The sequence below is a fragment of the Vibrio sp. SCSIO 43135 genome, from assembly GCF_023716665.1.
Taxonomy (GTDB): Bacteria; Pseudomonadota; Gammaproteobacteria; order Enterobacterales; family Vibrionaceae; genus Vibrio; species Vibrio paucivorans.
Map to the genome: position 1 here is coordinate 948,070 of NZ_CP071859.1, position 23,712 is coordinate 971,781.

The window sequence follows — 23,712 nt, forward strand, 5'->3', positions numbered from 1 at the left end:
TCGCTATAGCGAGCCTTTTTCGTTTCTTTTACTCTCAAAGAACAATGAGCTTTAGGTGACAGGCAGGATTCTCATGCAGTTAGTGGAACCTGCTACGTCCATAATATCGCCCTGAGTGATGATCAATATATCGCCAAACTCAACCAATTTTCTCTCTTTCAACGATTTCAGTGCTTCTACCGCAACATCAAAGCCAGAACCTACGTCAGTGTCGAAATAGAGCGGCGTCACACCGCGATATAAGCTGCATCGGTTCAGGGTGCTTTCATTGCGAGATAGCGCAAAGAGAGGCAACCCTGAGCTTAAGCGAGACATCATCAAAGCGGTGCGCCCGGACTCTGTGAGCGCAACCATGCCTTTGATGCCTTCCATATGGTTAGCAGAGTATATGGTTGCCATAGAAACAGTTTCTTCAGCCGTCGCAAAAGTACGGTCGATACGATAACTGGAAGCGCTTTCCAATGCTTTCTTCTCGGCACCCACACATACTTCGGCCATCGACTTAACTGTTTCCACTGGGTATGCACCAGCTGCGGTTTCGCCTGACAGCATAACTGCATCTGTACCATCCAATACTGCGTTGGCAACGTCCATTACCTCTGCACGTGTTGGCATTGGCGCGGTGATCATCGACTCCATCATTTGTGTTGCGGTAATTACAGTGCGATTAAGCGCTCTGGCACGCTGAATCAGCTGCTTTTGTACCCCAACCAACTCTGGGTCGCCAATTTCTACACCAAGGTCACCACGAGCCACCATGACGGTATCTGACGCCATGATGATATCGTCAATGTTCTCTTCTGTTGCGACTGTTTCAGCCCGCTCAACTTTTGCGACCAAGTTGGCCTCTAATCCTGCGTCTCTGGCGAGTCTTCTCGCGTACTTCATATCCTCACCGTTACGTGGGAAGGACACTGCTAAATAGTCCACTTTGAGTTCAGCTGCTAGTTGGATATCGCGCTTGTCTTTTTCTGTCAGGGCATCAGCTGATAAGCCGCCGCCTTTTTTGTTGATGCCTTTGTTGTTGGAAAGTGGGCCACCAATAGTGACTGTGGTGTGAACCTTATTGCCATCGACTGCGACGACTTTCAGCTGAACACGACCATCGTCGAGCAGTAAGATATCATTTGGAGACACGTCGTTTGGTAGCTCTTTGTAGTCGAGTCCTACGGCCTCTTGATCACCTTCACCCGGGCTAAGGTCACTGTCTAGGGTAAACTTGTCGCCTGGTGTGAGTTGGATTTTTCCATCTTTAAAGGTTGAAACTCGAATCTTAGGACCCTGCAAATCACCAAGAATCGCGACATGAGTTCTGTATTTGGCGGCAATGGCTCGAACTTTGGCAGTTCGCTGACGGTGGTCATCTGCCGTGCCGTGTGAAAAGTTCATTCTGACTACGTTAACACCCGCTTTAATGATGGCTTCAAGATTGTCACCTTTATCAGTAGAAGGGCCTAATGTGGCGACTATTTTTGTTCTGCGTTGGGTAGAGGTCATTCTTCACTCCTGTGTCGGACCTAGATTCATTTAGTATATACACAAGATCCAAGGTTCTGCCGGATTGGGAGTCACGTAACTGGCTTTACTTCAAGGAAAAATGCCTAGGCGTGACGTCTTTCTCAGAGTAAGAATTTGTATCGACAAAGTTACTGGTTAGGGGAATAAATTGAGCTTTATTTGTTACGCAGGTTAAGATCATAATTGACCAGAAATATTTCGCACAGAATCTCAATAACTCGTCAGTATTTGACTAATTCCGCAAAGATCTATGTTTATACGTGATGCTTGTCACGGTGATATGTCAAAGCGCTTCACAATTACTTCGCAAAGTAAAAAAATTGCCAGGTTGTTGATTTTTGGAGTGCGCAATGTACATGGCCCAACCCGGTCACATTGACCATATTAAGCAGGTCAATGCTGGTCGAGTCTATAAACTCATAGACCAAAAAGGTCCGATTTCTCGGATCGATCTCTCTAAAGAGAGTGCGCTTGCGCCTGCCAGTATCACTAAGATTACTCGTGAATTAATCGAGTCTCACCTTATTCATGAAACCACAGTGCAAGAGGCGACAACTCGTGGTCGCCCAGCGGTTGGTTTGCAAGTGGACAACCAAGGTTGGCAATTTTTGTCAATGCGACTGGGAAGAGGTTATCTGACCATCGCTCTTCATGAACTTGGTGGTGATGTTCTGATCGATACAAAAATCGACATTCATGAAATTGACCAAGACGATGTGCTCGCTAGGTTGCTACATGAAATAGAAGAGTTTTTTCAAACCTACTCAGAGCAACTGGATAGGGTGACAAGCATCGCGATCACACTGCCAGGTTTAGTGAATTCTGAAGACGGTATTGTGTTGCAAATGCCGCATTACAACGTTGAAAATCTCGCACTTGGTCCTGAAATCTATAAAGCGACTGGCTTGCCCGTTTTCGTTGCCAACGACACTCGTGCTTGGGCGCTAGCGGAAAAGTTGTTTGGCCATTCGCAAGATAACGACAATTCTGTGCTGATTTCTATTCACCACGGTTTGGGCGCTGGTATTGTCCTCGATGGCCGCGTTTTGCAAGGCCGTCATGGCAATATTGGTGAGCTAGGCCATATCCAGATCGATCCCAATGGTAAGACATGTCACTGCGGCAATATTGGTTGCCTTGAAACCGTAGCGAGTTCTCAAGCCATTCGTGAAGAGGTTGAACAACGTATTGCGAATGGTGAAGAGTCAATCCTAGCTCAGAATGACTCTATGACTATTGAGTGTATTTGTGCAGCCGCCGCCAACGGTGACCCGTTAGCAGTTGATGTGATTGAGAAACTCGGTCGTTACCTAGGGTCTGCGATTGCGATCGTTATCAACCTATTTAACCCAGAGAAAATCCTAATCGGCGGGGTAATCAACCAAGCAAAAGAGATTTTGTACCCTGCGATTCAAACTTGCATCGAAGAGCAAAGCTTACCTGTTTATCACCAAGATCTTGAGCTGGTGGAGTCTCGTTTTTACAAACAGGCAACGATGCCGGGTGCGGCACTGATTAAACAAGCTTTGTATGATGGCCTCCTTCTTATGAAAGTAATCGAAGGCTAATTCGACTTCCCTCACTAGTCAGAATCTTTTTTATCGTGAAGCCAGCTAACATTGTGGTAACTTTTTAATCTGTCCATTGCGGTTTATGGTGTCTTAGTTTCGCGCTATAGACTATGTTAGTTATAGACAAATATTTTTGAGAGTGAGTATGTCTGGAGTCCTCAATTCGGTTGACCAACGTACGAATCTAGTCGGAGAAAACCGCCTAGAGTTGTTGCTATTTAGTCTTAACAGCCGACAAATCTTCGCAATCAACGTTTTTAAAGTCAAAGAGGTGCTGAAGGTACCTGTTCTGACCAAAATGCCTGGTTCTCATTACAACATTACGGGTGTTGCTTCGTTACGTGGAGAATCGGTTCCTGTCATTGATTTGCGTTCTGCGATTGGTTTCCCACCATCTCGACTTGAAGAGCAAGAACAAAATCTGATCATCACTGAATACAACCGTTCGGTTCAGGGGTTTCTCGTAGGGCAAGTGCGTAATATCGTTAATACCGCTTGGACTGAGATTCAGCCGCCGCCTAAGACCGCTGGCCGAGCTAATTACCTGACTGCAATCACTCAAATCCAAGATGATGATGTGAGCCACATTGTTGAAATTATCGATGTAGAGAAAGTCCTAGCTGAAATTATCGATTATGACATCACTATTTCTGAAGGCGTACTTGATGACGAGTTAGCTGCGCAGATGGTAGGGCGTAATGTTCTTGTCGTAGATGATTCATCGACTGCGCGTACTCAGGTTAAAGGAACGCTTTCACAATTAGGGCTCAACATTATTGAGTGTAGCGATGGCCTAGAGGCATTGAACTTACTCAAGTCATGGTGTGATGAAGGTAAGAATGTTGCAAGTGAGCTGCTTTTGATGATCACCGATGCTGAAATGCCAGAAATGGATGGCTATAAGCTGACGCATGAGGTGCGAAGTGACCCGCGTATGAAAGATCTGTTTGTGACTCTGAATACTTCACTGAGTGGCAGCTTTAATGAAGCTATGGTTGAAAAAGTAGGCTGCGATCGCTTTATTTCTAAGTTCCAACCAGACTTGTTGGTTGAAGTGGCACAAGATAGGTTGAGAAGTTTACTTTCATAACGGCTTTATATGTTATTGCGTACTTTATAGCGGTCGGGTGAATTTTAAGCTACAATGGTTTTACTTTTTCGGAATACGAAATAAGTGACACTATCAAACGTTCTTTTTATCCAAATTTTAAGGTAGTTGTAATTCGATGATATGGTTGACGTCTAAGGTCGTGATGACTTTAAGCCTTTTACTGTATAAGGAATTCAAGAAAAGACGTATGGAAGCGCAAGTTGAGGCGAAGTAACTCAACGCTCAATTTAAAAGGGAGGGTAACCTCCCTTTTGTATTTCTAGGCTCTCTCGGTTCAGGCTTAATGGAAATCCCTTGAGCGACTCTTTAGCCCTTCTAGTTTATTGGTTAAGTCGATCAACCTGCCTGCAATAACATGCGTGACTTCCCCCTCTCGTTCTAATATCCCTTTTACCATCAATACCTTCGCAGTGAGATAAGCTTGCTTTTGAGCTTGTGCGGTTGCTTTCCAGACCACCACATTAATGTTTCCTGTATCGTCCTCGAGGGTGAAAAAGGTTACGCCAGCAGCGGTTCCGGGTGATTGTTTACCTGTAACTACGCCAACCACAGTGACGAGGGACTGATGCTTGGTATGCTGCAGCATTTGCATACGGGTGAAGCGTCCAAGTTGATTGGCTTCATCGAGTAAGGTGATCGGATGCTTGTTAAGAGAGAGCCCTGTGGAGGCATAGTCCTCTAAAAGTGTCTGCATATCGTTAGGTTGGGTGATATGGGTATCTAGCCTTGCTACATGATCTTTAAACAGCGGTAGATCAGAGCAAGAGTCCATCATCGCCCAGCGAGTAGAGTAGCGGTTGTGGGCAAATTCATGCATGGCATTCGCTGAGGCGAGTAATTCGACATCTCGGCTACTTAGCCCAATATGCTTGAGCTGGCTAGGGTGCTGATAACCAGAGTGAGGGCGTGCTTTAATAAGTTGTTTAACGCCATCCAAGCTTAAGCCTTTCACTTGTCGAAGCCCTAATCTAACAGCAAGTTTTCCATTTTGGTTTACCACTCGGTGGTCATAGTGTGAGTGATTGACGCAAATCGGTAGGATGCTTAAGTTGTGCCGTTTGGCATCTTGAATCAGTTGAGAGGCGCTGTAAAAACCCATCGGCATACTATTGAGTAGCGCGGTATAGAAAGCCTCTGGATAATAGAATTTGAGCCATGCAGAGCAATAGGCTAATACCGCGAACGACGCTGAATGACTTTCAGGAAAGCCATATTCACCAAAGCCGCAGATTTGGTCGAAAATCCGATTAGCAAACTCCAATTCGTAACCACGGCTGAGCATACCGTCAATCAGTTTGGTTTTAAACTTAGCTAGGTCACCACTTTTTTTCCAAGCCGCCATCGCTCGGCGTAATTGGTCGGCTTCACCTCCACTAAAGCCTGCTGCAACCATAGCAATTTTGATTACTTGCTCTTGGAAAATAGGAACGCCCATAGTGCGAGAAAGCACCTCACGTACCTCCTCTGACGGATACTCCACCGGCTCGGTGCCGTTTCGCCGCTTGAGAAATGGGTGCACCATATCACCTTGGATCGGGCCAGGCCGAACAATAGCAATTTGTATCACAAGATCGTAATAACAGGCAGGCTTTAAACGAGGTAGCATGCTCATCTGTGCACGTGACTCGATTTGGAACACTCCGACCGTATCGGCTCGCTGAATCATGCCATAGACATTAGGGTCATCCTGCTGGCGAGTAATATCGGCGATCGACAGTTTTCGTCCCTCTAGTTGCTCAACCAAGGTGAAGCATTTACGAATCGCCGTTAGCATCCCTAATGCCAGCACATCGACTTTCAGTAGGCCTAGGCTCTCTAGATCATCCTTATCCCATTGGATTACGGTTCTATCATTCATTGACGCATTTTCAACCGGAACCAGCTCATACAAAGGCCCTGATGAAATCACAAACCCGCCAACATGTTGGGATAAGTGACGAGGAAACCCCATTATTTCGTTGACCAATTGAATGAATTGCTCGCCTTTCAAGGAATCAGGCTTTAACCCCAGCTCGACAATTTGAGCTTGCCAACCTGTAGAGCGATCACGGCGATTGACGTTCTTAATGAAGTAGTCGAGTTGGGTTTCATTAATACCTAACGCTTTACCTACATCGCGAATGGCACTCTTAAAGCGATAGGAAATCACTGTCGCAGCCAGTGCAGCTCGCTCGCGACCATATTTTTGGTAGATATACTGAATGACTTCTTCACGTCTTTCATGCTCGAAGTCAACGTCAATATCAGGTGGCTCGTTGCGCTCTTTACTGATAAATCGCTCGAACAGCACGGAGACTTGTCTTGGGTCGACGGCGGTGATTTCTAGGCAGTAACATACAATAGAGTTGGCAGCAGAGCCTCGGCCTTGATACAGGATCCCTTGGTGTTTGGCGAACATCACAATGTCGTGAATGGTCAGGAAGAAAAACGGATAGTTAAGTTCTTCAATTAGGTCGAGTTCTTTATCGATCACCGCACTGACCTGCTTAGGAACCCCAGATGGAAAGCGTATTCGTTTGCCGTTTTCGACTAACTGACGTAAGTGGCTCATTGGAGTGAGCCCGTCGGGAATCAGCTCACTTGGGTATTCATAGCAAAGTTCTTTTAAATGAAATTCGCAGCGACTTGCGATGTGGTCTGTTTCAGCTAGCCATGCAGGTTTGAACAGCTTACTGAGTTTTTCCTTACTGCGGAGCGTCCGCTCGGTGTTGGACAACATGTGTTGGCCAATAGCATCAACCGACTCTCCTTGCTTAATGGCGGTCAGCGTATGCTGAAGAGGCAATCGAGTCGCGGTATGCATTAGCACCCCACCACACGCTGTGATTGGTATTGAATACTCTAGTGAAAGGGTTTCACAGTGCTGAGTGTATTCTTTATCGTCTGCATTAAGGTGACGTTGCAGGCCAATCCAAAGACGATGTGCGTGATGCTGAGAAAGCCAGTTACCCCAGTGTTGGTCATGGCTTGTGTGACAAGGTAGCCATAGCACTAAGCAGTGCTTAATTGACATTAAATCCCATTCTGAAAGCTGATATTCCCCTTTCGGTGAACGTCTACGGGCGTTAGTGATAATACGGCACAGCTCTGCATAGGCTTGGCGGTTCGGGCACAGTAATACCACTTGGCATTCGTCAGTGAGCCAAAACATGCTGCCGACAATCAGTTTGATGGCCAACTGGTGATCTTTGATGGCGGTGTATGCGCGCACGACTCCAGCAACCGAGCACTCATCGGTAATCGCTAGAGCAGAATAGCGAAGAAAGTCGGCTTGGAGTATGAGTTCCTCTGCGTGGGAAGCGCCAGTGAGAAAAGAAAAATTACTTTGGCAAAAGAGTTCTGCGTATTTCATGGAGAACGGGGCCTTTGCCTAGCTAAATTGACCGTGTAGAAACCACTGTTTGTCTTGGTTTCTAAATATCCATAACCAGCGCCCTTCTTGGCTACGAGCAATGAAATAATCACGAGTCATGTCATCACCGTCCCACCAGCCTGTGACGACTCGTTCTGGGCCTTGCATTAGGCTGACTTTTTCACACAGTAGCTCTGGTTCTGGCAGCATGATACTAGGGCGAAGCCGGTTTTTTAGCTCGGGTAAAATAACGGTTTGTGCTGGATCGTATAGGCGAGTGGCTTTGTCTGGGCGAGGGTCGGGTGTCATACAGACTTTGCGAACCTGTTTTTTTCCTAGTTTTGCTTGTAATAGGGAAACGAGCTCTAACTCACTTTGCTGACCTTTTTTACCTTCAAAGATATCGTCTGCATACGCTTGCTGTTCACCATAGCGCTTGATGGTAAGAGTCAGGCCTTGAACTGGGCCCTCAAGAGTGAGGGATTCCATACTAAGCTGACATAAACGTGTCCATTGAGCGGCACTGTAATCGCCAATCGCAGACGTAAATGTAATGCTTTGTTCGACTTTATCGCGCTGGTGAAGGGTTAACTCCAGCTCATAAGCGACCTGATTACGTAGTGTTAGAAACAGCTCAAGTTTTTTTAGCAGCTTGCCTAGTGGCTTTTCTAGCCATTGTACGTTTTCAATATCGAATAGCAGTTCCATATAGCTGTGAAACGCTTCTGGTGGGTGGTAGAGGGTAATAGGGTGCTTAAAACGCCCTGTTAGCCGTCCAACATAGTTAACTAGATCGATATTAAAGCGTCGTGCCAACTCTTGCAGCGGTAGTTCTAGCAACTCCTGAAGAGTTTGAATACCAACGCGGCTGAGCTGCTCTAGTTGCTTCTTATCAAGCTCTGTCGAGGCTATTGGGTGCTGTTGGATATTATTTAAGATGGTTTCTTTGTCTAAAGTGATGCTATTGATGTGCGATTTTGCTAGTAAAATCGCCGAAAATGGAGAAAAACCGGTCGAATATGAATAATTCAATGCCAGCGTGTTTAAGTGTTGGCTGAGGGTATGCCAGTAGTTATCCAACCCTTGATATAAAGACAGCATATCGGTGACTTTGAGCAATATTCCTTGTGGGGGAAATAGGGCAATATCCGATGTGATTAAGTACAACCACTGAGCTATGTCGGTCAGCGTTTGCTGTTCGATGCGAGCATCATACGGATGCACCTGTAGGTCGGCACATAAAGCGGCAGCGCTTCCTAGGCCTAGGCCTGCCTTGATCCCTTGCTCTTGTGCGGCAGAGTTGCACTGCACAATTTGGTGCTTCTTTCCTTCGACAATAGCTAACGGCTGTTCATTCTGCTGAGCAAAGAGGGCATCAAGCTGAAGAGTTGGGAAGTGCAAGTACAACCAGAGCTGCATACCTACCCCTGCTTCATGAGCGGGAATGGGATAACAACCGGTGTTTCCGGCATTAAGGTTAGGCTAGGCCAAAGCTGACTCATATTGAGGACAAAACTGCCTTGTGGCCACCCGCCTTTGCGCTTGGTAATCGTGATTTCAAGCCCTTCAGGATTAGGGCGCAGCGTCATACTTAAGCTCACGGGTAATGAGAAAACATTATTAACTTGAGCGAGCTGATACTGGGTTTTGAATAAGAAACTTAAGCAATCACCAGCTTCACTGGCGACTTGTAAGCGTCTCACGTGGTGCACTTCAAGATCATCTATCCATAGACACACATTGCTGCACGCTCCACTCTTAAGGCATTGCTCTGCCGCCCATAACGCTTCTTTAGCGTTATTAGGATAAAGCAATAAGACCTTATTACTATCGATACCCGCATGATGAAGTTGTTCAGCGCAGAGGTAGCCGGGTGGTTGGACAAACACAGATAACTGATCGCTACGGTTGTGCTTAATGTGTGGGAGCAGCAGCCTAAGTTCACCAATGCCACTGACAGATTGCAGTTCAACAACACCGCACTTAGGAAAGCCACCTTCAAGCTTTTGATCCAGTAACTCAAAACCAGTTGGAAGATAATCATTGTGGTATTGGGTTTGAGAGCCTTGCCAGACAAGCTGTTTCTGTTTCAGCTTTTCGATTAATTCATACATAAATACTTTATCGCTCACATACAAAATAACTGTATATATATACAGTATAGGTTAAGCAAGTATCGCTGCAAGAAAAAGATTAATAAATTTTATTTCTAGACAATAAAAAATGCCTTGCGGTTAACGCAAGGCATTCAATGTATTGGGGTTCTTTGATAAACCTATTTTTTCGGCTGGGCATCGATGCACTGGCCACGGACATCTTTTCCTTCAGGGGCCATCAAGTATAAATACAGTGGAATGATATCTTTTGGTGTTTTGAGTAAACCACTGTCTTCTGCTGGGAATGCCTTAGCTCGCATACCTGTACGGGTACCACCAGGGTTGATTGCATTGACTTTAATTGGTGTATCCGACAGTTCGTCTGCCAATACTTGCATCATGCCTTCTGTTGCAAACTTCGACATAGCGTAAGTCCCCCAGAACGCACGACCAACGTGGCCCACAGTTGAGGAGGTAAATACAATACGTGCATCGTCAGATTTACGCAGCAACGGCAACGCCGCTTGGGTCAATAGAAATTGTGACTTCACATTCACCTGCATGACATCATCGTAAGTGTCTTCGCCGATTTGGTCGAATGGGCTGATAACGCCTAAGATACTGGCGTTGTGTAGCAAGCCATCAAGGCGGCCAAACTGACCTTCAATGGTTTCAATCATGTCGACGTAATTTTGTTTGCTTGCGCCTTTCATATCCAAAGGAATGATCGCAGGCTGAGGGTACCCAGCCGCTTCAATTTCGTCGTAAGTTTGTTCGAGTTTTTTCACTGTACGGCCAAGTAATATGACGGTCGCACCGTGTTGAGCAAAACTAAGGGCAGCCTGCTTACCTATGCCATCACCGGCACCAGTAACCAAAATCACTTTATCTTTTAGGGCATCTGCAGAAACGGAATAATCCACCATGTGCTTCCTTATTGTTATGTTCTACTTTAAGTCTTCGTGACAAGGCGGTTACAATACACCAATTCGCACATTTGGGGATATGACATTGGAATTTTTGTTGGACTACGGCCTCTTTTTGGCCAAGATTGCGACTGTCGTCGTCGCGATTATTGCGATTTTAGTGATTGCGAAAGCAGTCAGTGGGAAAAGTGGCGCAGCGAAGGGTGAACTGGAAATCACCAATTTGACTGAGCAACATAAACAAACCGTAGAGCAGCTTGAGCACCATTTACACGATGAAGCTTTCATTAAAGCTCGTGATAAAGCCGAAAAGAAAAGCGAGAAAGAGCAGTCGAAATCTCGTGAGAAAGAGATCAAGAAAGCAGCGAAAGACGGTGACCTAGACTCGAAGCGTGAGCCGCACTTATTTGTTCTCGACTTTAATGGCAGCATCGATGCGAAAGAAGTGGCTTCATTACGTGAAGAAGTCACTGCGATTCTTGCGGTTGCACGTGAAGGTGATGAAGTGCTACTGCGCCTTGAAACCGGTGGCGGTATGGTTCATGGCTACGGGTTAGCATCTTCTCAGCTTGATCGCATTAAAGCAGCAGGATTACCTCTGACTATTTCTGTTGATAAAGTAGCAGCAAGCGGTGGCTACATGATGGCATGTATCGCCGATAAAATTGTATCTGCACCGTTTGCGATTGTTGGCTCTATTGGTGTTATAGCCCAATTGCCAAACTTCAATAAGCTATTGAAAAAGCACGATATCGAATTTGAACAGCTGACTGCGGGTGAGTACAAGCGCACTCTAACTATGTTTGGCGAGAACAGCGACAAAGCGCGTGAGAAATTTAAGCAAGAGCTTGAAGAGACTCATGGTCTGTTTAAAGACTTTATTCGTGATCATCGCCCTGCGTTAGACCTAGATAAAGTCGCGACAGGTGAACATTGGTTTGGCACTCAAGCGAAAGAGCTTGGTTTAGTGGATGAGATCAAGACCTCTGATGATTTAGTTGTTGAAGCGTGTAAAGACAAAACCGTATTGTCGATTCATTATGTGCAGAAGAAAAAGCTCACTGACAAGCTAGCAGGGGTAGCGGGTGACGCAGCGGATAACGTGTTAATGAAACTGATTAGCCGCGGCCAGCGCCCAATTGTTTAAATGACGTGATGCTCTAAGTTAAGACTAGTCAGTTATGGACGCCCATCTTACGATGGGCGTTTTTTTTGTTGGTGAAAGTGTTCAACCAGCGCCAATGCAAATCCGCCTAAAGAGCCTGATAAATGGGCTTCGATGGCGACCCTGGCGTTGATCATTGTGCTGGTGGACTCTGAAGCACCGATAAGGTGTTCCCACAACACTTTGGCAATAAGGCCTGCAACCAAAAGTAGGCTACCTTTTCTTCCCTGTAAAACTTCTTGTAGGGCAAAGTAGCCAAACAAGCCATGCAGGACGCCGGAAAGGCCGACGTAGGTAGTCATGTCGGTAAAGATGTTGCTAACACCAACAAAGAGAGAAAGAATCACCAGAGCAAACAATAAGGTTTTTGCGCTCGGTTTAAAGAGATAGCAGATCACCCAGAGACCGGCTAAGTTCATGCCTAAATGGGCAAAGTTGGTATGGGTGAAATTTCCTGATAGGATTCGCCACCATTGGCCATCGGCTATGCTGTGTATATTCCACGCAGCGTAGGCTTGCATTGGCTCGAATTGTAATGCTAAGCAGAGAAGGCTAGTTGCCAATAACAGGAAGGTCAGTTTCACTTTATGTCTCGATATTGTTTGCAGTGTGGCAAGTCACAAAAAGCGTGTATTTGTCAGTGGATTCAAAGCCTATCATCGAATGTTGAGTTGATCATCCTTCAACATCCCACGGAAGAACATCGGCCAATGGGAACGGCAAGGATTTTGAGCTTATCATTGCCAAATAGTTATCTTTTTGTCGGTGAAGACTTTTCTACACATGATGAACTGAATCATCTCTTAGCCCAAAGTGATGTCGAGCATTACATATTATATCCAAGTGATCATTCGCGCTCTGCTGATGAGCTAATCGCTAAGGCGAACACCGACAAAGTTCGAGTCATATTACTGGATGGCACATGGAAGAAAGCCTACAAAATGTGGCAAGTATCTACCAACTTGCAATCGCTACCATGTCTTCATTTACCCAAAGGGCTTAAAGGGAACTACCGTATTCGCAAAGCCCCAAGTGAGAACAGTTTATCGACTGTGGAAGCGGGCTACCACATTCTTTCATTACTTCAACATGAGCGGGACTTTTCGCCACTTTTGGCTGCATTTGACCACATGATCCAGTTTCAAATTGATCAAATGCCACCCGGGGTTTTTGAGCGAAACTACTTAAAGTAAGCTTAATGATGTGAAGAGAACAGCTGTTGATGCAAGCGCTGAGCGTGGCCATCCGTCATCGATGAAATATAGTCTGCAATGACTCGCATTTGAGCCTCTTCACCATTTGCATTTAACCAGTTTTGGCGTGTTTGCTGAGTGAGTAGTCGCTCTGGGTCGGCGCTTAGAGCCTCAAATAAATCCATAATGATTTGTTGGCCTTTGTATTCGACTATCTGAACTTGGGGGATCTGAATGACATACTGGCTAACGAAAGACTTTAATACTTCAAGGGCTTGAGCCATTTCAGGTTCTAAATAGGCGTTAAACGCCAGCAATTCACTTTCAAATGGTGCGTCTACGGGTTTGATAGCGATACTCGTGAGCAGTGCATTGACCATACCACCAATGGCATCTTTACGTTGATGGTGTTTCCCAGTGAAAAGCATTTCGCTGATGGAAGCTATATGGGTCTCAAACCAGCTGGCCCCACACTCGGCGAGTTGGCTGGCAGCAGCCTCTTGCCATTGATTTCTCGTCACCATGCCTAAAGCGATAGCATCTTCTAAATCATGGACACCGTAGGCGATGTCATCAGCCAGCTCCATGATGGAGCAATCTAAAGACTTAAAGCGAGTTTTGTTGTGTTGGTTATCCGCAACGCTTCCTCGCATCTGGCTAAACAAGGCCTTATCGGCATCGGACAGTGGTGCTAATACCCAGTCGAATAATACTTGGTCGCAGTCGTATAGGCCTTTGGCTGGAGCCCAGTCTTTTGCTTTAAGCTTACGCTGGTGGCTGGCGGGCTTTGGCTTAAGTTTTCTTCGAGTTTCACTCAGCAGGGCTGGATATTTGATTAAACCAAGCAGAGTTCGGCGAGACAGGTTCATACCGAAGTGCTCAGTATAAGGTTCCAGTTGAGTCACGATACGAAAAGTTTGAGCGTTACCTTCGAATCCACCGTGGTCGCGCATCATATAGTTCAGTGCGACTTCTCCACCGTGCCCATAGGGGGGGTGACCAATATCGTGAGCGAGGCATAACGAATCAATCAAGCTGTCGGAAGGTAGCAATTCGCGAAATTCTGGTTGTTTCTTTTTTATTTGAGCAACAATCCCAGTGCCTAATTGAGCCGCTTCGAGTGAGTGGGTAAGGCGAGTTCGGTGGAAGTCATCGATACTGTTGCCGTGTACTTGTGTTTTTGCCTGCAAACGGCGAAATGCCGCAGAGTGAAGAATGCGTGCTCGGTCTCTTTGGTAGGGGCTGCGGTGGTCATCTCGGCGAATTTTATGTTCGTCATCGTGTCGATGCTGCCACAAAGGGCTAATTTCAACTTTCATATTCTATCCTTGCCGAGTTTTGCTTATGGAACTCGACCAGTTGTTCTATTTGGATTGGCTTAGAGAACAAATACCCTTGACCTAAGTTACATTGGTATTGGTGCAATCTTTGGTGCTGTTCTGGCGATTCAATCCCTTCTGCCACCACTTTAAGTGAATGCGATTTTCCGATCGCCACAATGGCTTTGATTAGCCCGTCACTTTGTTGGTTTGAAAGCATTTTATCCACAAAGCTGCGGTCGATTTTAATCTCAGTGATCGGCAGGTTACATAAATAACTGAGCGATGAGAAGCCGGTACCAAAATCATCCAGAGCGATAGCAAAACCTTGCTCACGGACCTTCTTAAGGATAGGTGTAACCAACTCAATGTCGTTGATCAATACATTCTCGGTAATTTCGATGGTGATTCGTCGATGGTCGATACCATACTCATCAACAATAGCAGTGAGTGTTTCCGCGAAATCTCCTTCAAGAAGCTGATTTGGAGATACATTGATCGAAAGGGTGATGGCTTCAGGGTGATTAGGGAAATTGTGAATTAGTTGCTCACACGAACGGCGAATAACAAATTCGCCGACTTTACTGATCAAGCCTATTTCTTCTGCTTTGCGGATAAGCTCAACCGGTGAGACTTGCCCTAGTCGAGGGCTGTTCCAACGAATCAGAGCCTCGACGCTGACTAAGCGTTCGCTATTTAAATGGATCTGCGGTTGATAGAGCATATACAGTTCTTCACGCTCTAGTGCTCCGCGTAGCTCATTTTCTAGTGCAAGTTCGTATTGCACTTGTTTATTAATCGACTCGTCGTAGAACAGCACGTGCCCTTTTTTGAGAGCCTTTGAGGTATAAAGAGCGGTATCGGCTTTTGCAATTAAGTCTTCAGCATTGCTCGCATCTTGCGGGAAAATAGACACGCCAATACTACAAGTGGAATTGACGACTTTATTGTTAATCTGAAAGACATCAGAAAAAGCGTTGCAAATCTCAAGGCCTTTTTGTTCTGCTTCCAAGACAGAATCAATCTCGGAGAAGCAGAATACAAACTCATCACCACCAAAGCGCGCCACGATACTGTGATCATCGAGTAAGGTTTGGAATCGCTCACTGACCATGGCAAGAAGTTGGTCACCAATTGAGTGTCCAAAGGCATCGTTTACCTTTTTAAAGTCATCAATATCAACAAACATCACCGCAAGGGATTTGCCGGAAAATAAACTTTTAGTTTTTGCCTGATCAATAAAGTCGAGTAGATAGGTTCGATTTGGAAGTGCGGTAAGCTCATCATGCAGCGCTTGATACTGGAGTTTGTCTTTAGTCGCCTTAAGCTCATCAAAATCAGCGTTAATCTGTTTTTGAAAACGGACGAAACGTTGCCCAACTAAGTGGCCAATGAAAAGAGAAATTACCGCTAAAAGAATGGACGCTGTTAAGCCAACCCCGATAATTTTAGATAGCTCGTTGGTATTCTTTTGCTCTAGATTAGCTTGTCTTTCATTGAGGAAAGCTTCTACACGTTGGGTGTAGATCCCTGTACCAATGATCCAGTCCCAAGCGGGAATATATGAAACATAGCTGAGTTTATCTGCTTGGCTGATGCCGTTTGGGGTATAGGATGCTTGGTACTCAACATAACCGCCGCCTGATTTGGCAGTCTCGATGATCTCTTGGACATAGAAAGTACCATTGTTATCACGCATGTTCAGCCGCTCAGTATTCACCATGGTAGAACTAGGGTGGGAGAGCAGTGTGCCTTGGCCATTCAAAACATAGACATAGCCGCCTTCACCGTACTTGTAGTCAGAGATGCGTTCAATAAGCCGTTCTTGAATGTCTTGCTCTACGTCAACGACATATTCACCTGTGCCAATAAACCAGCCTAACGGTTCAAACAGCGCTACGTAGCCGATTTTATCAAACTCCTGTTCAAGTTTTTCAGGCTTACTCCACCACCAACGATGAAATGCTTGGCCCTGTGCTTGGGCTAGATTAGATAGGTCGCGAATGACGTAAGAGCCGCGAACGTCGGTTAAATCCCACAAAGAGGTGCCTTGGATGTGGGGCAAAATCGGATGCATAACATTAGTACCATCCAACTTATAAATGAAGAAGTAGCCTCGGCCGTTATTGAAGCGCACATCACGAAGCGCATCGGTGATCATTTTGGTGAGTGAGGCTTCATCGAGAGAAGGGTTCTGCTGATAGATGCTGTATGCGATGGATAGGGCATCGCCGACTCGTTCTTGAATATTATTTTTGAGAATCGATTCGGTGCTTTGTTTTTCAAATTCAATCTGTTGGAGGATATTACTGATGCGATATTGCAGCAGCTCTTTTTGATCGTGGTAAAACGTCGAGCGTAGGGTGCTGATACTGTCTTTGAGTGAGTGTCTGTTTTCATTCAGTACGACAGAGATAATCACGGTAACAAAAAGCCCAATGATCATCATTGGTAAGTATTTAATTAAACGTAGTAACTTTTCGTCGCTTGTAAGACTCACTGGCCAACCATTTTATTTTTATAATTTGTAAGCCAATTGTAGTATGGTTTGTTAATAAAACCAGAGGCTTAGCTTATTTCATCGAGCGATAACTCAAAGCTTGGAGCAAAAGTGTTGAGAAAGTAATCCATCTCGGGGGTTCGGCGCTCTTTCAGGGTGATATCTAGGCGCTTTTTAGCCAGTGCATACTCATGGTTGCCCGCACTGAGCTCTTCCAAACACTTTAGATATGCGCAGATAGTATCAGCTTGCTTTACGATGGCTGCATCTTCTGGATGAGCTGATTGTGTGATCAAATAAGGGGCAAAGTCATCGCGAAACTCCTCCGGTAACATGGAAAGCAGTTTTTGTTCTGCAGCGGCTTCTATCTTTTTGTATTCCTTGGCTATTTCTGGATTGTAATACTTAACCGGCGTTGGCATATCACCCGTTAGAACTTCACTGGTATCGTGGTACATGCCAAGAATGGCTATGCGTTCTGGATTTAACTGGCCGTCAAACTTCTTGTTTTTAATCACTGCGAGTGCGTGGGCGACAAAAGCGACTTGTAGGCTATGTTCAGAAATGTTTTCGGTTGAGATAGAGCGCATGAGAGGCCAGCGCTGGATAAGCTTCATCCGAGCTAAGTGGGCGAAAAAGTGGCTTTCCTTATGCGTATCGGCTGACATCCTGACTCCCTATGCAATCGAGCTATGAGTAAAAATCAAAAAGGGCACTCAATAGAGCACCCTTTAAGCATATGAAAGATCGACGTTAAATACTACTGACTGTATGTCGAGAGGAAACGTTCGAATCGACCAATTGCGGTTTCTAGATCTTCAATATGCGGTAAAGTCACAATACGGAAGTGGTCAGGCTTAGGCCAGTTAAAGCCAGTACCTTGTACCAGTAGAACTTTTTCCTGAATGAGAAAGTCTAGCACCATTTTTTGGTCGTCTTTGATATTGTACATCTTAGTATCAATTTTAGGGAACAAGTACATGGCACCTTTTGGCTTCACACACGATACGCCTGGTATTTGGTTGATCAGTTCCCATGCTTTATCACGTTGTTCTAATAGTCGGCCGCCGGGCAGGATCAGCTCATTGATACTTTGATAGCCCCCTAGCGCTGTTTGGATAGCATGTTGCATCGGTACATTGGCACACAAACGCATAGAAGCGAGCATTTCGAGTCCATTGATGTAGCCTTGCGCTAGGTGTTTCGGCCCGGTCATGAACATCCAACCACCACGGAAACCACAGACACGGTAAGCTTTTGACAAACCGTTGAATGTAACAACTAAGACGTCTTCAGTTAATGTGGCGACAGAGGTATGGGTTGCTCCATCGTAAAGAACTTTATCGTAGATTTCGTCAGCAAAAATAATCAGTTTATGCTGGCGAGCAATTTCAATCACTTCAAGCAGGAAATCACGGCTATACACAGCACCCGTTGGGTTGTTCGGGTTGATCAAGACAATCCCACGTGTTTTAGGACCGATCTTGCTTTTAATGTCGTCTAAATCTGGGTACCAATCGGCTTCTTCGTCACACATGTAATGAACCGCTTTACCGCCAGACAAAGCCACGGATGCTGTCCAAAGTGGGTAGTCTGGAGCAGGCACTAGCATTTCATCGCCATTGTTTAGTAAAGCTTGCATCGACATAACGATGAGCTCTGATGCGCCGTTACCAATGTAGACATCTTCTACATCTAAGCTATGAATGCCTTTCCTTTGGTAGTGCTGAACAACAGCTTTACGTGCAGAGTAGATACCTTTCGAGTCACAGTAACCTTGAGACGTTGGCAAATTACGAATTACATCAACGAGAATTTCATCCGGGGCGTCGAAACCAAATGGGGCGGGATTTCCGATATTCAATTTAAGAATTTTATGCCCTTCTTCCTCCATGCGCTTAGCATGTTTGAGCACTGGCCCCCTAATGTCGTAGCAGACACTATCGAGTTTGGATGACATCCCGATATTTTGCATTGTATAATTCCTAAAAAACGATTAATTACTTTATTAAAGTACATCAAATCTTTGTTTGATAGAATTAAAATCTGTTAAATATTAGCCTAATGGATAAGGTTTGTTCGTTTCTTATCACAGGATTATGTAAAAGAATCGATGCATCCTTGATTTGAGTAAGGTCTATTAATAGAGTAGCCTGCTAATATCATCCAAGCTCATATGTCTACGAGGTTGATTTGTCATATTTTCATCAAGCGGTTACTGAACTCATTGAACGCGTTAAGGATGCGGAAGACGGAACGATACGTCTAGTTCAAGTTCTTGAAGAAAAACCAAATTTTGCGTTTATCGATTGGTTAGAAGCGCAACCTATCTTTCCCAAATTCTATTGGCAATCTCGTGATACTCGTGAAGAAGTCGTAGCCTTAGGGCAACTACACACTTTTTCCGAATTGGCTCCAGCGTACGCGATCCTAGGCGAAGACCAACGTATATGGGGGGGTCGCTCTTTTGATGGCAGTACTGAAAAGAATCGACGCTGTATGTCGTCGTTTTTCTTCCTCCCTCAAATTGAATTGATTCGTTTCGATGATCGTTGGTCTATAGCAGTCAATCTCAGCAACGAAAAACATCGTACTCTGGCATCACTTAACAAGCTTCAATATGAAGTGTCTCCATTGCTACCGATTAGCTCTCATATCAACCATGTGAGTCATGTTCCTGAACAGCAGGAGTGGCATCGCTTGGTAAATAAAGTGCTGGATGGTATTGATGCCAATGCATTTAAAAAAGTGGTGCTCGCACGCAAAACAACGGTCCAGCTTGATAAACCATTGTGCGCGGCTCAATTACTCAAAGCGAGCTATCAGCAAAATCACCATAGCTTTCACTTTTTAATGTCTCTCGATCAACGCCATAGCTTTATGGGCTCGACGCCAGAACGCCTGTATTCGCGCCAAGGTTCAGAGTTACATACAGAAGCACTGGCGGGAACCATTGGGCGAGGTCGAAATGCAAGCCAAGATATGGAACTTGCAAATTGGCTCTCTCAAGACAGCAAGAATCTTAATGAAAACCAATACGTGGTGGATGACATCATTGATCGGTTAACGCCTCATTCTCAAGAAGTGCACGTTGAACAAGAAGCCCGTTTGGTGCGTTTGCGTAAAGTGCAGCATTTGAAGCGAAGCATTCATGCTCAGCTCAACAAAGGTATTAACGGTGTCCAACTGCTCGATGCTCTGCAGCCAACCGCGGCCGTTGCTGGCCTACCTCGCAAGGAATCAATGGATTTCATTAACCAAAATGAATCGTTTGCCAGAGGTTGGTATGCGGGTTCTGTTGGTTATGTGAGTCAACAAAAAGCGGAGTTTTGTGTTGCGATTCGAAGTGCACTGATTGTAAACGACCAAGTGCAGCTGTTTGCTGGCGCAGGTATTGTACCGGGATCCATTGCCGAGCATGAGTGGCAAGAACTGGATAAAAAAATGTCGACGTTACTAACGCTCATTTCAGACAATCCGCCATTAGGAGTTGCCTCATGATTCAAGATCAAGCGATCGTGAATCGAGTCTGGAGCGAAGTTTTACTGGAAGAGTTAACTCGATTTGGTGTTACAGAAGTCTGCATTGCACCGGGTTCTCGTTCTACCCCTCTAACTCTCGAAGCTGAAGCGAACTCGAAGCTAAACATTCACACCCATTTTGATGAACGCGGCTTAGGGTTTCTCGCGTTGGGTTTAGCAAAAGCTAGCCAAAAACCGGTTGCGATTATTGTTACCTCGGGGACGGCGGTAGCAAATTTACTTCCCGCTATTGCTGAATCGAAACTGACCGGCGAAAAGCTGGTGGTGTTAACCGCTGATCGTCCAGCAGAGCTTGTTGGTTGCGGTGCAAATCAAGCCATCAACCAGCTGGGTATCTTTTCTTCTCATGTGACCGACAGTTTGAATCTGCCAAGTCCTACCATGAACATCAGTTTGGGCTGGCTACTTTCTAGTGTAGATAACACGCTATTTCAACAGGAGACAAGTGGCGGCGCGGTCCATATCAACTGCCCTTACCCAGAACCGCTATACACCAAGCAAGATAAAAGCTGCGCCGAAGGTTATCTGAATACAGTGAAAGCATGGAGAGAGTCGCAAACAATCTACGCTACTCGTATTCAGTCTAAGAGCATAGCTCCCGAGAATTCTATCGACTTCTATGGCCAAAAAGGGATTGTACTCATTGGCAGTTTGCCGTTAGAGCAAGCCCAGCAAGCCACGCGCTTTGCACAGCAGTTAGGGTGGCCTGTTTTGTGCGATGTGCAATCTGGAGTTACCAGTGATTGGTCACATTACGATGTGTGGCTACAAAATGTGAGATTGCAGAGCCAATTAATAGAGTGTGATTGTGTGGTTCAGTTCGGGGCTCGGTTTGTATCGAAGCGCTTAAATCAATGGCTGAAAAATCATGTAGTGAGTCGGCAATGTACTTATGTCTACATTTCAGATTCTGACCAACGTGACAACCAAAACCACTTAAGTCAGCAACATATAGTGACTGATATTGCAGAGTGGGTGGAAGCACATTTATCGCCAACCAAACTTAGCAAGCATGCAGGTTGGGCCGACGAATTAAAAGCTTACAGCCAACAAGTTGACATGCTGCTTAGCCAATTTTCAGCGCAAAGTGACTCGTTATCGGAACTTGCGTTGGCTTGCCTAATTGAACAACACACCCAGTATGCCGATGTATTTTTAGGTAACAGCCTGTTTGTTCGACTTGTTGATATGTTTGGTCGTATTGACGAGTCCGCCATTTACACTAACCGCGGCGCATCGGGCATCGATGGAATAGTGGCTACGGCTGCAGGGGTATACCGAGCGCAAACTCGCCCACTGATCTTGTTTATTGGTGATACTTCGTTGCTTTATGATCTTAACTCTTTGGCACTGCTCACTCATTGCCAAATTCCGATTGTTGTAGCGGTAACGAATAATGATGGTGGGGCCATTTTTGACTTGCTACCAGTACCAGAGCAGCAGCGTGAGACTTTGTATCAAATGCCCCATGGCTATGACTTTCAATACGCTGCGAAGCAGTTTGGATTGAAGTACCAAAATGTTGCGTCGCAGGAAAACTTCAATACCGTGGTATCAGAGCACCTTACTACAGGGCAAGGTGCTCTCATTGTGGAAGTGCAGACGCCGGCCAATCAAGCTTCTACACAACTGAAGCAGTTCATGAATCGCGTACATGCTCTATAGTCAAAAACAACGCCACAGCAGTAATGAACAGGAACCAACATTGGTTTTTATTCATGGCTTGCTGGGTACTGGTTTAGATTGGCAAGCTTGTCGTGCGCATTTAACTCAGTTTCCTTTCATTTCTATCGACCTGCCTGGTCATGGAAACAGTGCCGGAATCTCATGTCTCAATAGTGATCATTGTTGCAAGATGATTACTAGCACATTATTAGCCCAACTCGATCCCGAATCTCCTCTGATACTGATAGGCTATTCACTTGGCGCACGCATTATTATGCAAGGCTTAGCTAATAGTTTGTTTAGTGGGCTGAACATAAAGGGAGCATTGATAGAGGGAGGCAACTTCGGCCTCGAATGTGAATTAGATAAGAGTGCGCGCCTTGCCAACGATGAAGCTTGGGCTAAGCGATTTCGATATGAACCAATCGCACAAGTATTGGCCGATTGGTACCAACAACCCGTGTTTTCTTCGCTAAAAGATGAGCAAAGACAAGCTTTAATATCAAAACGAAGTGCTAATCTAGGTCCATCAGTGGCAGACATGCTTGAAGCCACATCATTGGCAAAGCAAGATTACTTACTAGATAGATTGAAACTATGCGGCGTACCATTGCATTACATTTGTGGAGAGTATGATCGCAAGTTTAGTCAAATGGCAGTAGAGAGTTCTCTGTCATTTACTCAAATTAAACAGGCTGGTCATAACGTTCATCAAGAGCAGCCTTTGGCTTTTGCGCAAGCCACGCTTGAACAAATTCAGTTATTTGCGCAGAAAGAAAATTCTACCCATCGCTAGAGTCACAAGGCTCTGGCAGGCTTAACGAGAACAATGGGAATCACCATGGCAAAAACAGTAGGCATCACCGAAGAAGAACTATACGCTCCAGTGGATTGGAAAGACTGTAGCGGCGAGTATCAAGATATCTCCTATCACAAATCAGAAGATGGCATCGCCAAGATTACGATTTGTCGTCCTCAGGTACACAATGCGTTTCGTCCTCAAACCGTAAAGGAAATGATCAACGCTTTGGCTGACGCTCGTTACGATGAGAAAGTCGGCGCGATAATCTTGACCGGGCTAGGTGAGAAAGCGTTTTGTTCTGGTGGCGATCAAAGTATTCGTGGTGATTACGGTGGCTATCAAGATGATTCAGGTACTCACCACCTGAATGTTCTGGACTTCCAGCGTCAAATTCGCACTTGCCCTAAACCAGTGATCGCTTCGGTAGCTGGCTGGGCTGTGGGTGGCGGTCATGTACTGCATATGATGTGTGACTTAACCATTGCGGCAGACAACGCACAATTTGGTCAAACTGGACCAAAAGTGGGCTCGTTCGATGGTGGCTGGGGCGCTTCATATATGGCTCGTATCGTAGGCCAGAAAAAAGCCCGCGAGATTTGGTTCTTATGCCGATTCTACAATGCGCAAGAAGCACTGGATATGGGGCTGGTTAATACCGTGGTTCCACTTGAAGAGCTGGAGAAGGAAACGGTTCGTTGGTGTCGTGAAACACTGCAGCATAGCCCAATGGCTCTTCGTTGTTTGAAGGCAGCTCTAAACGCTGACTGTGACGGTCAAGCTGGCTTACAGGAACTGGCTGGTAATGCGACAATGATGTTCTACATGACCGATGAAGGCCAAGAAGGCCGAAATGCGTTTAACGAAAAACGTCGCCCTGATTTCGATAAATTCCCTCGTAACCCATAAAGCACAAAATTAGCCAAGAACTTCTGCTTTCTTGGCTGTCTAATCA

Annotated in this window: 18 protein-coding genes; 8 read left to right on the forward strand and 10 right to left on the reverse strand. The window is 45.5% G+C overall.

Annotated features, from left to right (window positions below; genetic code table 11):
- Window positions 1–51: 51 nt before the first annotated feature.
- Window positions 52–1,497: a pyruvate kinase gene (gene pyk / locus J4N42_RS04490; RefSeq protein WP_252030039.1), complete on the reverse strand. Its 1,446-nt coding sequence runs from the start codon at window positions 1,495–1,497 to the stop codon at window positions 52–54.
- Window positions 1,498–1,868: 371 nt separating this feature from the next.
- Here pyk and mlc point away from each other — a divergent pair, with 371 nt between their 5' ends.
- Complete coding sequence (gene mlc, locus J4N42_RS04495) at window positions 1,869–3,086, forward strand: sugar metabolism global transcriptional regulator Mlc (protein ID WP_252030041.1); 1,218 nt, start codon at window positions 1,869–1,871, stop codon at window positions 3,084–3,086.
- Window positions 3,087–3,234: 148 nt separating this feature from the next.
- Window positions 3,235–4,179 (forward strand): chemotaxis protein CheV, encoded by a 945-nt coding sequence (locus tag J4N42_RS04500; RefSeq protein ID WP_252030043.1) that lies wholly within the window; start codon window positions 3,235–3,237, stop codon window positions 4,177–4,179.
- Window positions 4,180–4,480: 301 nt separating this feature from the next.
- Here the strand turns inward: J4N42_RS04500 and J4N42_RS04505 are convergent, their stop codons facing one another.
- From J4N42_RS04505 to J4N42_RS04520, 4 genes are all read right to left on the reverse strand, one after another.
- The gene (locus tag J4N42_RS04505) at window positions 4,481–7,552 is read right to left on the reverse strand and encodes an error-prone DNA polymerase (RefSeq protein ID WP_252030044.1); all 3,072 of its coding nucleotides are present in this window, start codon (window positions 7,550–7,552) and stop codon (window positions 4,481–4,483) included.
- Window positions 7,553–7,570: 18 nt separating this feature from the next.
- On the reverse strand, window positions 7,571–8,971 hold the full coding sequence (locus J4N42_RS04510; RefSeq protein WP_252030046.1) for a Y-family DNA polymerase: 1,401 nt from the start codon (window positions 8,969–8,971) through the stop codon (window positions 7,571–7,573).
- Between the two features lie 2 nt (window positions 8,972–8,973).
- Entirely contained in the window at window positions 8,974–9,666 is a 693-nt protein-coding gene (gene imuA, locus J4N42_RS04515) for a translesion DNA synthesis-associated protein ImuA (protein ID WP_252030048.1), read from the reverse strand.
- A 161-nt stretch (window positions 9,667–9,827) separates the two neighbouring features.
- A complete protein-coding gene (locus J4N42_RS04520) occupies window positions 9,828–10,571 on the reverse strand; it encodes a YciK family oxidoreductase (protein WP_252030783.1) in 744 nt (247 codons plus the stop codon).
- A gap of 88 nt (window positions 10,572–10,659) precedes the next feature.
- Between J4N42_RS04520 and sohB the strand changes: the two genes are divergently transcribed.
- Window positions 10,660–11,721: a protease SohB gene (gene sohB / locus J4N42_RS04525; protein WP_503034759.1), complete on the forward strand. Its 1,062-nt coding sequence runs from the start codon at window positions 10,660–10,662 to the stop codon at window positions 11,719–11,721.
- A gap of 47 nt (window positions 11,722–11,768) precedes the next feature.
- Here sohB and rrtA read toward each other — a convergent pair whose 3' ends face one another.
- Entirely contained in the window at window positions 11,769–12,323 is a 555-nt protein-coding gene (gene rrtA / locus J4N42_RS04530) for a rhombosortase (protein WP_252030051.1), read from the reverse strand.
- Window positions 12,324–12,326: 3 nt separating this feature from the next.
- Here rrtA and J4N42_RS04535 point away from each other — a divergent pair, with 3 nt between their 5' ends.
- Complete coding sequence (locus J4N42_RS04535) at window positions 12,327–12,932, forward strand: tRNA-uridine aminocarboxypropyltransferase (protein WP_252030053.1); 606 nt, start codon at window positions 12,327–12,329, stop codon at window positions 12,930–12,932.
- 2 nt (window positions 12,933–12,934) lie between these two features.
- On the opposite strand, the gene J4N42_RS04540 is transcribed toward J4N42_RS04535, so the two are convergent.
- The 4 genes from J4N42_RS04540 to J4N42_RS04555 form a co-directional block, all read right to left on the reverse strand.
- Window positions 12,935–14,251, reverse strand: a complete 1,317-nt coding sequence (locus J4N42_RS04540) for an anti-phage deoxyguanosine triphosphatase (RefSeq protein ID WP_252030055.1) — start codon at window positions 14,249–14,251, stop codon at window positions 12,935–12,937.
- A complete protein-coding gene (locus tag J4N42_RS04545; RefSeq protein ID WP_252030058.1) occupies window positions 14,241–16,751 on the reverse strand; it encodes a bifunctional diguanylate cyclase/phosphodiesterase in 2,511 nt (836 codons plus the stop codon). Before J4N42_RS04545 ends, J4N42_RS04540 begins: the two co-directional genes overlap by 11 nt.
- A 68-nt stretch (window positions 16,752–16,819) precedes the next feature.
- Window positions 16,820–17,419: a 5'-deoxynucleotidase gene (gene yfbR / locus J4N42_RS04550; RefSeq protein WP_252030060.1), complete on the reverse strand. Its 600-nt coding sequence runs from the start codon at window positions 17,417–17,419 to the stop codon at window positions 16,820–16,822.
- Window positions 17,420–17,511: 92 nt separating this feature from the next.
- On the reverse strand, window positions 17,512–18,726 hold the full coding sequence (locus J4N42_RS04555; protein ID WP_252030062.1) for a pyridoxal phosphate-dependent aminotransferase: 1,215 nt from the start codon (window positions 18,724–18,726) through the stop codon (window positions 17,512–17,514).
- A gap of 218 nt (window positions 18,727–18,944) precedes the next feature.
- On the opposite strand from J4N42_RS04555, the gene J4N42_RS04560 reads away from it, so the two are divergent.
- Genes J4N42_RS04560 through menB form a run of 4 tightly spaced genes read left to right on the forward strand, consistent with a single transcriptional unit; the run spans window position 18,945 to window position 23,666 of the window.
- Entirely contained in the window at window positions 18,945–20,252 is a 1,308-nt protein-coding gene (locus J4N42_RS04560) for an isochorismate synthase (RefSeq protein ID WP_252030064.1), read from the forward strand.
- A complete protein-coding gene (gene menD, locus J4N42_RS04565; protein ID WP_252030066.1) occupies window positions 20,249–21,958 on the forward strand; it encodes a 2-succinyl-5-enolpyruvyl-6-hydroxy-3-cyclohexene-1-carboxylic-acid synthase in 1,710 nt (569 codons plus the stop codon). The genes J4N42_RS04560 and menD overlap by 4 nt, the downstream gene beginning before the upstream one ends.
- Window positions 21,948–22,754 carry a 2-succinyl-6-hydroxy-2,4-cyclohexadiene-1-carboxylate synthase gene (menH, locus tag J4N42_RS04570; RefSeq protein ID WP_252030068.1) on the forward strand — a complete coding sequence of 269 codons (807 nt, stop codon included), beginning with the start codon at window positions 21,948–21,950 and terminating at the stop codon, window positions 22,752–22,754. The genes menD and menH overlap by 11 nt, the downstream gene beginning before the upstream one ends.
- Window positions 22,755–22,799: 45 nt before the next feature.
- Entirely contained in the window at window positions 22,800–23,666 is an 867-nt protein-coding gene (gene menB, locus J4N42_RS04575; RefSeq protein WP_252030070.1) for a 1,4-dihydroxy-2-naphthoyl-CoA synthase, read from the forward strand.
- Window positions 23,667–23,712 lie beyond the last annotated feature (46 nt).

Coding starts and splice junctions, on each gene's coding strand:
- pyk (WP_252030039.1), bottom strand. CDS start 1,497: ATGACCTCTACCCAACGCAGAACAAAAATAGTCGCCACATTAGGCCCT.
- mlc (WP_252030041.1), top strand. CDS start 1,869: ATGTACATGGCCCAACCCGGTCACATTGACCATATTAAGCAGGTCAAT.
- J4N42_RS04500 (WP_252030043.1), top strand. CDS start 3,235: ATGTCTGGAGTCCTCAATTCGGTTGACCAACGTACGAATCTAGTCGGA.
- J4N42_RS04505 (WP_252030044.1), bottom strand. CDS start 7,552: ATGAAATACGCAGAACTCTTTTGCCAAAGTAATTTTTCTTTTCTCACT.
- J4N42_RS04510 (WP_252030046.1), bottom strand. CDS start 8,971: ATGCAGCTCTGGTTGTACTTGCACTTCCCAACTCTTCAGCTTGATGCC.
- imuA (WP_252030048.1), bottom strand. CDS start 9,666: ATGTATGAATTAATCGAAAAGCTGAAACAGAAACAGCTTGTCTGGCAA.
- J4N42_RS04535 (WP_252030053.1), top strand. CDS start 12,327: ATGTCTCGATATTGTTTGCAGTGTGGCAAGTCACAAAAAGCGTGTATT.
- J4N42_RS04540 (WP_252030055.1), bottom strand. CDS start 14,251: ATGAAAGTTGAAATTAGCCCTTTGTGGCAGCATCGACACGATGACGAA.
- yfbR (WP_252030060.1), bottom strand. CDS start 17,419: ATGTCAGCCGATACGCATAAGGAAAGCCACTTTTTCGCCCACTTAGCT.
- J4N42_RS04555 (WP_252030062.1), bottom strand. CDS start 18,726: ATGCAAAATATCGGGATGTCATCCAAACTCGATAGTGTCTGCTACGAC.
- menD (WP_252030066.1), top strand. CDS start 20,249: ATGATTCAAGATCAAGCGATCGTGAATCGAGTCTGGAGCGAAGTTTTA.
- menH (WP_252030068.1), top strand. CDS start 21,948: ATGCTCTATAGTCAAAAACAACGCCACAGCAGTAATGAACAGGAACCA.
- menB (WP_252030070.1), top strand. CDS start 22,800: ATGGCAAAAACAGTAGGCATCACCGAAGAAGAACTATACGCTCCAGTG.